Origin of the sequence: Bacillus sp. JCM 19034 (assembly GCF_001310635.1) — a bacterium.
In the GTDB taxonomy this organism is placed as follows: domain Bacteria; phylum Bacillota; class Bacilli; order Bacillales; family Bacillaceae_D; genus Halalkalibacter.
The window spans coordinates 133,183-146,391 of the sequence record NZ_BAXR01000003.1 but is presented as its reverse complement, the minus strand read 5'-3'; the positions used below and the strand labels follow the sequence as shown (position 1 = coordinate 146,391).

Annotated in this window: 14 protein-coding genes and 3 pseudogenes; 3 read left to right on the top strand and 14 right to left on the bottom strand. The window is 35.7% G+C overall.

All coding sequences use genetic code 11. The features are described from left to right. Positions 1-54 precede the first annotated feature (54 nt). Positions 55-831, top strand: a complete 777-nt coding sequence (locus JCM19034_RS22970; RefSeq protein WP_062048409.1) for an L-lactate permease — start codon at positions 55-57, stop codon at positions 829-831. After that, complete coding sequence (locus JCM19034_RS22965) at positions 806-1,723, top strand: L-lactate permease (RefSeq protein ID WP_062048407.1); 918 nt, start codon at positions 806-808, stop codon at positions 1,721-1,723. The genes JCM19034_RS22970 and JCM19034_RS22965 overlap by 26 nt, the downstream gene beginning before the upstream one ends. 74 nt (positions 1,724-1,797) lie before the next feature. On the opposite strand, the gene JCM19034_RS06920 is transcribed toward JCM19034_RS22965, so the two are convergent. From JCM19034_RS06920 to JCM19034_RS06890, 8 genes and pseudogenes are all read right to left on the bottom strand, one after another. Further along, a complete protein-coding gene (locus JCM19034_RS06920) occupies positions 1,798-2,247 on the bottom strand; it encodes an immunoglobulin-like domain-containing protein (protein WP_062048405.1) in 450 nt (149 codons plus the stop codon). 120 nt (positions 2,248-2,367) lie between these two features. Further along, positions 2,368-2,847 (bottom strand): MFS transporter, encoded by a 480-nt coding sequence (locus JCM19034_RS06915; protein ID WP_062048403.1) that lies wholly within the window; start codon positions 2,845-2,847, stop codon positions 2,368-2,370. Next, positions 2,829-3,590 carry an MFS transporter gene (locus JCM19034_RS06910; protein ID WP_062048400.1) on the bottom strand — a complete coding sequence of 254 codons (762 nt, stop codon included), beginning with the start codon at positions 3,588-3,590 and terminating at the stop codon, positions 2,829-2,831. The genes JCM19034_RS06915 and JCM19034_RS06910 overlap by 19 nt, the downstream gene beginning before the upstream one ends. Positions 3,591-3,783: 193 nt before the next feature. Beyond that, positions 3,784-4,659 carry a methyl-accepting chemotaxis protein gene (locus JCM19034_RS24675; RefSeq protein ID WP_370621849.1) on the bottom strand — a complete coding sequence of 292 codons (876 nt, stop codon included), beginning with the start codon at positions 4,657-4,659 and terminating at the stop codon, positions 3,784-3,786. Beyond that, a pseudogene (locus JCM19034_RS24670) lies at positions 4,660-5,415 on the bottom strand (cache domain-containing protein); the annotation flags it as partial. Next, entirely contained in the window at positions 5,373-5,750 is a 378-nt protein-coding gene (locus tag JCM19034_RS06900; RefSeq protein ID WP_062048396.1) for a hypothetical protein, read from the bottom strand. The pseudogene JCM19034_RS24670 and the gene JCM19034_RS06900, both read right to left, overlap by 43 nt. Before the next feature lie 229 nt (positions 5,751-5,979). Then, the gene (dcd, locus tag JCM19034_RS06895) at positions 5,980-6,522 is read right to left on the bottom strand and encodes a dCTP deaminase (protein ID WP_062048393.1); all 543 of its coding nucleotides are present in this window, start codon (positions 6,520-6,522) and stop codon (positions 5,980-5,982) included. A 15-nt stretch (positions 6,523-6,537) separates the two neighbouring features. Further along, positions 6,538-7,736, bottom strand: a pseudogene (locus tag JCM19034_RS06890) (GTP-binding protein). Positions 7,737-7,888: 152 nt separating this feature from the next. Between JCM19034_RS06890 and JCM19034_RS06885 the strand changes: the two are divergent. Next, positions 7,889-9,067 carry a GTP-binding protein gene (locus JCM19034_RS06885; protein ID WP_062048391.1) on the top strand — a complete coding sequence of 393 codons (1,179 nt, stop codon included), beginning with the start codon at positions 7,889-7,891 and terminating at the stop codon, positions 9,065-9,067. 419 nt (positions 9,068-9,486) lie between these two features. On the opposite strand, the gene JCM19034_RS06880 is transcribed toward JCM19034_RS06885, so the two are convergent. From JCM19034_RS06880 to JCM19034_RS06865, 6 genes and pseudogenes are all read right to left on the bottom strand, one after another. Next, complete coding sequence (locus JCM19034_RS06880; protein ID WP_231686871.1) at positions 9,487-10,176, bottom strand: GTP-binding protein; 690 nt, start codon at positions 10,174-10,176, stop codon at positions 9,487-9,489. Continuing rightward, a complete protein-coding gene (locus JCM19034_RS22960; protein ID WP_231686851.1) occupies positions 10,122-10,238 on the bottom strand; it encodes a CobW-like GTP-binding protein in 117 nt (38 codons plus the stop codon). The genes JCM19034_RS06880 and JCM19034_RS22960 overlap by 55 nt, the downstream gene beginning before the upstream one ends. Positions 10,239-10,253: 15 nt before the next feature. Next, positions 10,254-10,661 (bottom strand): Fe-S cluster assembly sulfur transfer protein SufU, encoded by a 408-nt coding sequence (gene sufU, locus JCM19034_RS06875; RefSeq protein WP_062048387.1) that lies wholly within the window; start codon positions 10,659-10,661, stop codon positions 10,254-10,256. A 220-nt stretch (positions 10,662-10,881) separates the two neighbouring features. Then, positions 10,882-11,106, bottom strand: coding sequence for a DUF6171 family protein (locus JCM19034_RS24665; protein ID WP_370621848.1), 225 nt, complete (start codon positions 11,104-11,106; stop codon positions 10,882-10,884). 42 nt (positions 11,107-11,148) lie between these two features. After that, positions 11,149-12,632: pseudogene (locus JCM19034_RS06870) on the bottom strand (alpha-N-arabinofuranosidase). Between the two features lie 87 nt (positions 12,633-12,719). Next, a complete protein-coding gene (locus JCM19034_RS06865; protein ID WP_231686850.1) occupies positions 12,720-13,154 on the bottom strand; it encodes a hypothetical protein in 435 nt (144 codons plus the stop codon). Positions 13,155-13,209: the final 55 nt, after the last annotated feature.

Here is a 13,209-nt window from a genome sequence, read left to right as displayed (position 1 = left end):
TGTAGTATACTAAAAAATAACAAAAGAAAAATTTTACAATTAGTGGTGATGACAATGTCTACTTTAATAGCGCTATCTCCAATTATCATCGTATTATTGTTATTAATCGTATTACGAATGCCAGCGATGAAGGCGATGCCCATTAGTTTACTTTTTACTGCGGTAATGGCTTATTTCTATTGGAAAGTTCCGTTCGTTCAATTAGTAGCTTCTTCCATAGAAGGAGTGTTAATTGCCTTATCAATCTTGTACATTATTTTCGGAGCTATTTTACTACTTAATACACTAAAAGAAAGCAAAGCCATTGATGCGATACGAAATAGCTTTTTTGGGATTAGTCTAGATCGCAGAGTTCAGCTAATTATCATTGCGTGGCTTTTCGGGGCATTTATTGAAGGGGCAGCCGGCTTCGGTACTCCCGCAGCAATTGTTGCTCCTCTTCTTGTTGCACTAGGATTTCCACCATTAGCAGCTGTTTCACTTGCTCTCATAGCTGATAGCAGTCCGGTTTCTTTTGGTGCAGTTGGAACACCTGTTATTGTAGGTGTAGGGCAAGGTCTTCAAGAGGGTTCAGAATTGGCTGCGGTGACTAGTACGTATATCACTGAATCTTCCCTCACTAGTTATTTACGTATAATAGCTTCACAGACGATGCAAATAGACGTCATGATCGGTACTTTAATGCCCCTTGTATTAGTGATGATGTTAACCCGATTTTTTGGAAAAAAGAAATCATGGGTAGAGGGTCTTAAAAATTTGGAAGCTTGCTCTTTTTGCTGGTATCAGCTTTACATTTCCTGCATTGATGGTCGCTACGTTTATTGGCCCTGAATTCCCATCTATCTTTGGCGGACTTATCGGATTATTTATTGTTCTAGTCACAATCAAAAAAGGTTGGTTACTCCCGAAAGAAAATTGGGATTTTGATAAAAAGGAGAATTGGAATAAAGACTGGCTTGGTTCCATTAAATTAAAGTCAGAAGTTCGTAATGACGTCCGCTCAATTCCACTATGGTTAGCGTGGATTCCTTATTTAGCACTTGGAATCTTACTCGTACTTACAAGACTTGAAGTGTTCCCCTTTAAATCATGGCTAGAAGGAGTTGTCATTGGTTGGTCAAATATTCTTGGGACAACGATTAGTGCTACTTTCTCTCCACTTTACTTACCAGGTACTATCTTTCTTATCGTTATAGTTCTCACTTTCATTCTTCATAGACTGAATGGAAAAATGATCCTCCGGGCAATTAATGAATCAAGTGGAATGCTGATTGGTAGTGCTATTACACTTTTTTCTGCGGTCCCTATGGTTAGAATTTTTATTAATTCGGGTGTTAATGATGCGGGGTTAGTTAGTATGCCAATTGAACTTGCTAATCAAGCCGCATTCTATTTAGGTAACAGTTGGCCACTTGTAGCTCCATTTATAGGTGCACTCGGCTCATTTATTTCAGGTAGTGCTACATTCAGTAATATGATGTTTTCACTTTTACAATTTTCAGTCGCAGATCAATTAGTACTTCCTCCTGAGCGTATCCTTTCGCTCCAAATATTAGGCTCTAATGCAGGAAATATGATATGTGTACTAAATGTTGTGGCAGCTGCATCAGTTGTGGGATTAGTTGGAAAGGAAGGAACGATCATTCGCTTAACGATTTTACCAATGCTCTTATATTCTTCCATAGCAGGAGTGATTGGATTTCTCTTTATCATAATTTTTTAAAATTGGCGAAACCAAAAATTTATCGAAATCAATTAAAAGGAGCATAAAGGAAATAAGAATTCTATGCTCCTTTCTTAGTGAACGATCTCAAAGGGAGCAGCAATAATATATCCTTGCCCATCGTACCAAAACTCCTTACTCACTCGATACAACCCTTCATCAAGATCAATAGCCAATTGGTCTAGCGGTATAGATAGTTCTTTGACACCCTCTGATTCTAGTAAGTAGCCTATATCAGTAAACACCGTATCATCTTGAAACGGAACAACATACCAATCATCATCTTGAAATTTTTCTATATGATAATACTCCCCAGAAACAATTTCTAACTCTCCGCTATTTACTATTTCGACTTCTAAACTGCTAGCTGTCTGCTTAGTTACAGTCATCGTAATTTGAACAGCACCTTCCACTAATTTTGACGGTAAATCTCCATACTCGCTTTTTACTAATGTTAAAGACGAACAGCTAGCCAATAATAAAAATAGAATAACTAATTGAAAATACATCCATTTTGTTTTCATCAAAACCTCCTATTTATTCATAAAACGAAGAATTTAATGATTTCGTTACAATTTAGACTAAATAGGAACTGGATTTCAATAACCTTTTCACAACAACAAATGATTTTATTCTTATTCTGCTTACTTCGGATACGAGACGTATAGTTTTACTTTATACACGACAATTGCACATATAATAGCAAGTGTACCGCAAAAATAAAAAGCATTTGCTACATTCGTTTTCTCGGCAATTGCCCCCGCAAATAGAGGACCAAGCATGATTCCTATTGCATAAAAAGACTGGTAAAAGCCCATTGCTGAATTCTTTAGTTCTTTGTTACTGACTTGAACTACCATTGCCAATAGAAGTGGAAATAATAAACCAAGTGCTAAACCTAATCCTCCATGTAACAGTACGACAATCATCCAGGATTGAGAAAGGGGAACAAGAAAAACAAACAAAGCGGTGACAATGAAATTAATGGTTAGTATGATCGGTTGAAGCCGCTTCTCTAATGTGCGTATCATAAAATAAACCGACGCCAAAGCATGAGGTATAAAAAATGCACAAACTAGAGCCGTAACTGCATTAGGAGAATCGGTTAAGTTAGTAACAAGCATTGGTGAAAAACCAAAAATCGTAATAAATAATATTGAATGAGCCCTAATGAAAGCAAGGTTATGATTCTTAACCCTTTTATTTGAAGCGTCTTAGTTATATGCTGTTTTAACGTGTATACACTTCGTTGATGTTGAACCGAGAAATCTTTAATTTGTAAGGCAAGGATTGTTCCAACGATGGCTGCAACTGTTGCAACTATAAATGGTGATTTCCAACCAAAATAATAAACGAGGTAACTACTTACTAACATACTAATAAACTGTGCAAACACTGTTAAAAACTGGATTCGACTCATCGCTTTAGCAGCAAATTGTTCTCTTACATAATGAGAATAAAGAACTGTAGCCATAACCCACATGGCTGCAGTAATTCCTGCTAATAATCGAGCAAAAAAGATAGCAATAAATGTTTCAAAGAATAAAAGAAATACCCCACTAATTATTCCTGCAACAAAACCGATTGTAAGTAAATGCTTCCGAATGCTATAGAGCTTATCGGAAAGAATTCCAAGGGGAAAACGAAATAAAATCTGTGTTACACCGTAACTACCTAAAATAATTCCAATCATTGAATAAGTAAAACCAATTGCCTCTAAATAGAGTGAAAATACAGGGATATATACATATGTACAAAACCAAAAACAAAAAATAGCACTTAAAAAAATAGTATGATCTTTCGTCGTTGCGAAAACTTGTGATTCTTTGTACTCATACCGATTTAAAGCCAAGTGCGTTCGTTTCACATTTATGACTTCCCTTCTATTGTAAACGCATACGTTTTTATTATAGCATGTTGATTTTTTTGATGATAGAAAGAAGACCATAGAAAAAGGAAACACTCCTTTTCCATGGTCTTCACTACGGATTATAATTTAAATTGTTCAATATTTTTTGCCATTTCCATAGATAATTGAGCTAATTCTTCGCTAGCTCGAGCTATCTCACGAATAGATGATGCTTGTTCATCAACTGAAGCGGTAGCTTCTTCTGTCGTTGCTGCATTTTCTTCTGAAATAGCTGATAAATTACCGATAAGCCAACTAGCTCTTCCTTCTTTAATTGCATATCGTCGCTAGATTTTGTAATTTTATTTGCCGATTTTTGCATATTTTCAATCACTTTTGCCATTTCAGTAAATTGATACCTTGTTTTACTTAAACTCTGTTCTTGAATAACAGAATGCTCTTCTACTTGACTTACCGTTGAAACAGCATGCTCCGTTTTACTTATTAATTCTTGAATAATTTGAACAATCTCTTCCGTAAATGTATTTGATTGTTCGGCAAGCTTACGTACTTCATCAGCAACTACAGCAAACCCTTTTCCAGCTTCACCAGCACGTGCAGCTTCAATTGCCGCATTTAAAGCTAACAAATTGGTTTGTTCGGAAATGCTACGAATCATATGACTAGCTGCCTCAATTTTTTCTGCACTTTCATCAGTATTTACTATGATTCCTTTAATATCCTGAATAGATTGAGAATTGACTTTTGTCTTTTCCATCAATTCAGTTAATTGATTCTCACCATCATCTTTTAATGTCGTAACTTTATTAATTGCATTCGTTAAAACCGTTAATTGTTTTACATTATCATTCATATGCTCGCTCAATAATTGAATTTCGTTTGCTCCCTTTTCGGTATCTTCAGCCTGTTCAACAGCACCAGATGCTATACCATCTATAGCTTGAGATACCTCACTAGATGCACGTTCCGTTTGTTGACTTCTTTCAGTTAATAAATCGGATGCTTTTAATACTTTACCAGATAGTTTTCTAGACGCTTTGATTAAATCAACAAAATTCGCCTGCATTTTTCCCAACGCAAAAATCATATGGCCAATTTCGTCTTTACGTTTTCCATAGTTAGTTAGTGCATCAGAAAGTTTCAAGTCGTAATTAGCTAGCTTATTTAATTCTCCTGTAACCGCCTTGATAGGCTTACTCAATGAATGACTTACCCAATATGTACCTACTACACCAATGACTACAAAAACGACAATTAATAGAATAAGTAAGACAACAAGATCGTTTAACGATTGGAAAATTTCATTATCATCAACCTCAATAACTATGACCCAATCTGTTCCTGAAATAGGTGCATAGCCTACCAATGTACGAATTCCGTCAAAAGAATGCTCCCCAATGCCAACTTCCCCTTGACTAATTTTTTCTGCGAATAATTGACCTAGAGGTTCGATCGAAAAATCAGCATCTTCTTCCGGAACTAACCCTTGCTCAACTAGCTCTCTCATATTAGCCATTTCAATTAAATTTAACTGCCATTCAACTAACATATACTCATGATGAGCTTGATATGTACCATCACGATTAGCAACAAAACCTCTTGAAGATTGATAGTTTCCAAAATCAATTGCATCAACTATATCTGATAAATGTCGTGCACTTTTTGACCCAATTAAAACACCTTCGATCTGTGTACCCTCGTAAATGGGAACGGCGTATGAAATAAGAGGTTCTTGATTTTCAGATGCTAAAAAAACATTTGAAACAGAAGGTTCACCAGCTAAAGATCTTTCAAAAAACCTTCCCCACTTACATTTGACCATACACTATTTGTTGTCAATGATTCTACCTGTCCAGAGGAACGAACAAAAGAGAAATCAACATAATTGTATTTTTTAGCTAATTCATTAAAATACGCTTGTCTGTTTTCTTCATCGGTTATAACGGAGTTTTCGGCTATAGCTGATAAAAAGCTTGTTTCCTGCTTAATCGTTGCGTCGATTAATTTTGCACTTTCATACGCAATACTCGTAATATTACTCTCAGCTTCTAGTTCAATTGTATTAGAACTATTCCAAATGGAAAGACCTCCTAAACCAACAGCTATAAACATTATCAAAGAGGTAAATAAGACTACTAGCTTTACTTTAATTGACAAAAATCTCCTCCATATTTCCTTTTTCACTTGATGAAATGAATAAATTTATAGTTCATATTTCATATAGAAGTATAGTATATTTCCATAGTTTTTGCACATAAAAAGGTGTTATATCCAAAAATTTAATTATTCTAAAAATTTACTCTTGTATCTATCTCTAAACAAATGACAAAACGGGTTATCCTATGTGGACAACCCGAATACTACGATCTGTGTTTATATACAGTTCTTATCCCTTATCCTGATCCAAATAAATCTGACTAACTGTTGCTCCTACTTGTTTCACATATTTCCCCTTGTATTCGTCTGCTTCCTTATCAAGCTTTGCAATGACTAATTGGCAGATTCGCCTCCCCACTTCCACTTCAATTGGGACTTGGTTGGAATTGTAGAGCTCTAACGTTATTTGCCCACAAAAGCCCGGATCAACCCACCCTGCATTTTGAATAAATAGACCGAGCCTACCAACCGAACTTCGTCCCTCAACAAAGGCCGTTAGATTGCTCGGTAATTGTATTGTTTCACACGTCGTTGCAAGCATAAATGTTTGCGGGGGAATCGTAATCTTGTTTTGAACAACTTCAACCGATTTATAATCAGCCTGTTTATCCATATATAGCTTATCAACTTTTTGATCGTTTACTATTTTGAAGTCATTACCTAGTCTTAAATCGACAGAAGCAGGCTGTAGTTGTAACGTTGGATCAAACGGTGAAATTTTTAAATCATGTTTCTGCCACTTCTCTAAAATGGTTTTTCCTGATATTATCAATTTCTATTCTCCTTATTATGCTCGATGCACATCCCACTCAAATGGGTCGTCCATCGTTTTCCAATTAAATGTTAACTCTGAATCTGATAGCAAACATTGATTCAGTTGTTCTATAATTTCCTTTGGATCTAATTCCGTTCCAATAAACACAAGTTTTGTATGACGATCCCCATACGTTTGATCCCATTCTTCAAGAATCTGTGGATTGTCTAACAATAGTTGCTCTCTTTCCGCTTTCGGTAAACTTGCCACCCAAAATGAAACAGGTTCAATTGAAAGTGCAGGTCCTGCTTGTGAGACGAGCAACGCTAGATCATTTTGAGTAGCACACCAAGCAATCCCTTTCGCACGCACAATATTTTCTGGTAGTTGTTCCATATAATTTTTAAAACGCACTGAGTGAAATGGCAACCTACTCCGATAAACAAACGATGAAATACCGTACTCTTCTGTTTCAGGAGTATGTTGCTGATGTCCCTGTGTTAACTCACGAATCCAGCCAGCTGATTGACTTGCTTCTTGAAAATTAAATAAATGAGTATTAAGTAATACTTCCGGATTAACTTCTGCATTAACAGAGCGAATAATCTTCGCCTTTGGTTGCAATGTTCGCAAGACAAACTCAAGCTTTTCCAATTGTTCCTCACTAACTAAGTCACATTTATTTAAAATAAGTACGTCACAAAATTCAATCTGTTCAATTAATAGATCAGCAATTTCACGCGTATCAGCTTCACCGACCGCTTCTTTTCGGTCTAATAAACGATCTCCTGAACGGAGATCATGCCAAAATCGATTGGCATCCACTACCGTTACCATCGTATCCAAACGGCAATACGACGTTAAATCGATATTTAATTCTTCATCTATGTATGAAAAGGTTTGAGCAACAGGAGTCGGTTCACTAATTCCAGTTGATTCAATGACTATATAATCAATATCACCTGCTTTTGCAAGTCGCTCTACTTCAACTAATAGATCCTCTCGTAATGTACAGCAAATACATCCATTTGACATTTCTACTAGCTTTTCATCTGTACGTGAAATCCCCCACCTTGTCGAACTAAATCAGCATCAATATTTACTTCACTCATGTCATTTACAATCACTGCAATTTTCAATCCATCACGATTTTTTAACAAATGATTTAATAAAGTTGTCTTACCTGAACCTAGATAACCACTTAGGACTGTAACAGGAATTTTCGTATTCATATTAACCTCCACGAAAATCGTAATAATTACTATTTACATAACAATACTATATTCTTTTTACGAATGTCAAAACTTTTTTCTTTTCTATTTACATTAAGTTAGTTTAGGTCTACAATTTAAATCGTAATAATTACTATTTAGGAGTGGAACATATGAAAAAAATCCCCGTTACCGTTTTGAGCGGATATTTAGGTGCTGGTAAGACGACATTACTTACCCACATACTCCAAAACCGCCAAGGCTTAAGGGTAGCTGTTATTGTTAATGATATGAGTGAAATTAACATTGATGGAGCACTAGTGAAACAGCAAAGTATTTCGAGAACAGAAGAAAAATTAGTGGAGTTACAAAATGGTTGTATTTGCTGTACGTTACGTGAAGATTTAATGCAGGAAGTCGAACGTCTAATTGCTGAAGGCGGAATTGATTATATTGTGATCGAGTCATCTGGTATTAGTGAACCAATTCCAGTTGCACAAACATTTACGTATATTGACGAAGAGGTGGGGATAGATTTAACGAATAAGTGTCAATTAGATACAATGGTAACAGTTATAAATGCTACTCAATTTTGGGAAGATTACGCATCAGGAGAAACACTTTTAGATCGTAAACTCGGTACAGATGAAAACGATGTTCGCGACATTTCTGATTTATTAATCGATCAAATCGAATTTGCTAATGTCATTGTCGTTAATAAAACGGATTCACTTAGTGAAATTGATAAAAGTGAAATCATTGATTTCATGAAAAAACTAAATCCTGATGCTACCATTATTCCTACCTCTTATTCACAAGTAGACTTAACTGAAATATTACACACAGGTCTATTTAACTTCGAAAAAGCCAGTCAAGGGGCTGGCTGGATAAAAGAATTAAATGAAGAACATACCCCTGAAACAGAAGAGTATGGAATATCTTCATTTGTTTACCGGAAACGCCGGCCTTTTCATCCAAAGCGTCTTATGTCATGGCTTGAAGATTGGCCAGTTGATGTCGTACGTGCTAAAGGTTTTATATGGATTGCTACTAGAAACTCTATGGTTGGCCTTATTTCACAAACAGGCTCAACAGTCACTTTACAAGGTGCTGGAGAATGGGTAGCGGCATATAGTGAAGAAGAAATGAAGAAAACATTAGCTGAAGAGCCTGAGTTACAACAAAAATGGGATCCTGTCTATGGGGATCGCCTTACTGAGCTCGTTTTAATAGGTATTGATATGAACCATGAGGAGATTAGACAGTCACTCGATTTATGTACATTAACAGACGAAGAAATGAAACAAGATTGGTCAAGTTTTCACGACCCATTGCCTGATTTTGTTGAATAAGAAAGAAGCCGTTACAAGGATTTCTGCTTATATGATAGTGGGTGCTCTGTTAAAAGTGTGAAACAGCGTAGAAAGCCACCGCTCTTCTTCAATTAAACTAGAACACCATACACCTACCTTCAATTCAATCATGCACTACCACCTTTTTAAGACAAAAATTTACGTTCCACATAAGTTTAATGTGGAACGTAATGTGAATTGTCTTATATTCTTTTGGATAAATTGATTAAAATGCAGGTGCATCCTCACTTTAGCTAGTGGACATATAATTCTTGTAATTCATGTTCAATTATTGTACGATTCAATTTTTCGCCTATTAGTATAAGAATTGGACTATACTCTTTAGAGCCTCGTAATCGTTCAAACATAACTTCACGATATGAAAGATTAAATAAATAGAGCCTGGGTTTCCTCCAATTTTACAAAGCCTTTTGCACGATATAGAAAGTTTCATGTTGCTTTATCCATTTTGTGAAACGTATACGATTTACTGCTTTTGTAAATGGGAGCGTTAATGTATGCTCATGCAATTGATCGTGTATATCAGCATCAAACTCTTTTCTATTACTGGATAAGTCAACTTTTCTACTAAACAATTCCTGAAATGAGGAATTGATACTAGCGAATTTTGATATCATTATTTTTGCCTTATTGTTTAGAGACCTAATGCTCAACTCCACTTCACCGTATTTTGTTGCATCAAAATGATCGATCTGATTTATAACAATAACATCAGCAAATCGAAGTTGCTCCTTCATTAATTTTCTTAGCTTAATAGACATATTCTGCTTTAACCATTGCTTTACGTGAACAACTGTAATAACAGCTTTGACATAACTTAATTCAGCTAACTCATGAATAATTTCTAGAGGATGGGCTAGTCCTGTTGCTTCTATATAAATAACATCTAGATTATTTTGTTCTAGTAAGCTTTTTAGTTGTACACTTAATTCTCCTTGAATTGAACAGAAAATACAGCCATCCAATAGTTCAATTAGAGGCGTGATAGTTGGAACGATTGCCGAGTTAACGCTAATTTGGCCAACCTCATTCATCATAATTGCAGCTCGCCTATCGTTATTCTTTTCTTTTCGTAATAATTTTTTAATAACGTACTTTTTCCGCTCCCCAAAAAAACAGCTAATATGATTATTTCTGTTTTTCTATTCATAGACACCTAATCTCCCTATTCCTGCGATAGTATCCTCTCTAAAGCTTGCCAGCTCATCAACGCACAATTGTGGCGTGCACGGAGCTTATGAACGCCCTCTAACGACTGTGCATCCCCTAAATCGATTGATTCATCCTCTAAAGCTTCAAATTCGTTCATTTGTACGATCACTTCATTGATACGTTTTCCTTTTATCATTTCGGTCATCATCGATGAGGAGGCCATGCTAATACTACAACCTACCCCTTCAAATGAAACCTCTTCAATCCGTTCTTGATCAATCTGTATATAGAGTGTGATCAAGTCTCCACATGTTGGATTTTTATAATAGATCGATTTAACCTTTCCCCCTACCAGGCGACCATAATTCCTCTTATTCTTCGCATGTTCCATTACAACTGCCCTATACAAATCATTTAACATTCAAATCTCTCCTCTCCTAGGGGTAAAACGTAATAATTACGATTTATTAAATATTTTATAGAATACATGACCTTTTAACAAGTTAATTTTCAAAAATACAAAATTATGCCGGTGCAAAGATTTGCTCATTGATCTCTCTTAACGAAAGCAACTTTCAAAACAAAAGAAAGCCTAATGAAAAGAGAGTAACTCCTTCATTAGGCTTCTATCGTTAAGACATTTAATTAACCTTGTTCCATTTCGGATTATGTGGATAAGGACACTGTTTATCCGAAAAACGGGCTCGATACGTAATAAGCTCTCCTGAATATTGGCAAGTACTTTTATAAAGAAGAGAAGTACAGCTTTTACAATGTAAAAGTCGTTCTTCATATATTTTTTTTGATACTAACTTAGCATCGGTACTTGTCTCAAAATCAAATGGTTCATTTTTATCAATTTGCATTTGACAGCTTTTACAACCTCTAACTCGCTCTTCACTCACAATTTATACACTAAGAGTTAATACAGCAACAGACATATTTGGTAATGAAACCGTTAATTGCTCACCCTCTAACGAATAACCATTAAATGCAACTGGTTTTACATTTTCTGGGTTGTCAAACGTGTTATGAGCATTTCTTTCATCAGCTGTCAATACACGTCCTTCAATATTTACATCGTCAGAAAGACCACGAAGCTCAACAGTTACGTTTTTGTCATCATTTGGATTAAGATTACAAAAACTTATATGAATGTTTCCATCGGCATCCTTCGAAGCTGTAGCGCTTACAGAAGGGAGATCTTCGTCATTTAGGCGATACGTATCTGTTTCAACATGAAGATCAAGCTTTTGAGCATCTTGATGGACTTTATACATTTCAAATACGTGATACGTTGGTGTTAAAATCATTTTTTCTCCTTCAGTTAACACCATTGCTTGTAAAACATTAACCGTTTGCGCGATGTTTGCCATTTGGACGCGGTCATTATGTTCATGGAAAATGTTAAAATGTAAACCAGCAACAAGTGCATCACGAATTGTATTTTGTTGATATAGGAACCCTGGGTTTGTACCTGGCTCAACATCAAACCATGTTCCCCACTCATCGATAATCATCCCAACGCGTTTTTGTGGATCATATTTATCCATTATTGTTGAATGCTTTGTAATTAATTCGTCCATATGAAGAGCTTTCTTCATTGTAATAAACCATTCTTCTTCTCTAGCATCAAGTGCTGACCCTTTATTCCAAAATCCGTGCGGATGAACATAATAATGCAAACTTAATCCATCCATTAAATGTCCTGCTTCACGCATTAACACTTCAGTCCAGCGATAATCGTCGACATTCGCACCACCAGCAATTTTATAAATCTTATTATCGCCGTAATTACGTACATACGTTTGAAATTGTCGATATAAATCAGCGTAGAACTCTGGACGCATGTTACCACCGCAGCCCCAATTTTCATTTCCAACGCCAAAATATTTTAACTTCCAAGCTTCTTCACGGCCATTTTCCTTACGCCAATTTGACATAGGAGATTCACCGTCAAACGTCATGTATTCAACCCATTCGGACATTTCTTGTACTGTGCCACTTCCGACATTTCCGCAAATATATGGCTCTGCTCCTAACATATCGCAAAGCATCATAAATTCATGTGTCCCAAAATGATTATTTTCGACTACACCACCCCAATGCGTGTTGACCATGCGTTTACGATCTTCACGTGGACCAATACCATCTTTCCAATGGTATTCATCAGCAAAGCAACCACCAGCCAGCGCAGGACAGGAATATTAATCTTTTTCAATGCCTCAACGACATCATTACGTATCCCATTCGTATTTTCAATGTTTGAATCTTCACCGACCCAAAAGCCTTCATAAATACATCTGCCAAGATGCTCAGCAAAATGGCCATAAATATTTTTGTTAATTGTTCCTTTTTTCACATCTGTATTAATAATTACCTTATTTGACATTCTCTCTCCTCCTAAAAAGATTCGTACGTACATCATCAGTTTAAATTAGAAAGTTCTTTTAAACAAGTATGAACAGATTATTTAAAATTAAGCTGTTGATTCACCATTTTTTAATTTTATAGCTTTATTTTTTGCCAAATACATAACAAACGCAATGGAGTATAAAGCAAATCCGACGATATCCATCATTGCTAACATGATAGCAGACCAAACCCCGATCCATATAAGTACTTTATATTGAATCTCGTCATCCTGGACTTTTACGGCTATTAGAAAGTTCACAATAGCTCCAACAAAGATAAATAAAGAATAGATAAGGATAACCTGCAAAACATTATTCACCATTTGAGAACCAGCGATCATCGTATTGATATCTGTTTCTTCTAGCCTCAAAGCTCCTTCATGTTGAAACCATGTATAGTACTGAAACATCGTTACTAATGATATAACTAAATTCCATGCTGCCCCTATGATCATAAATGTTCGTTCAAGCTTTCTGCTAATTTTCATGTTAGCACTCATTATCATCAATCCTTTTTACTAAATATAAAGCTACCACAACAAGTTGTTATTATAT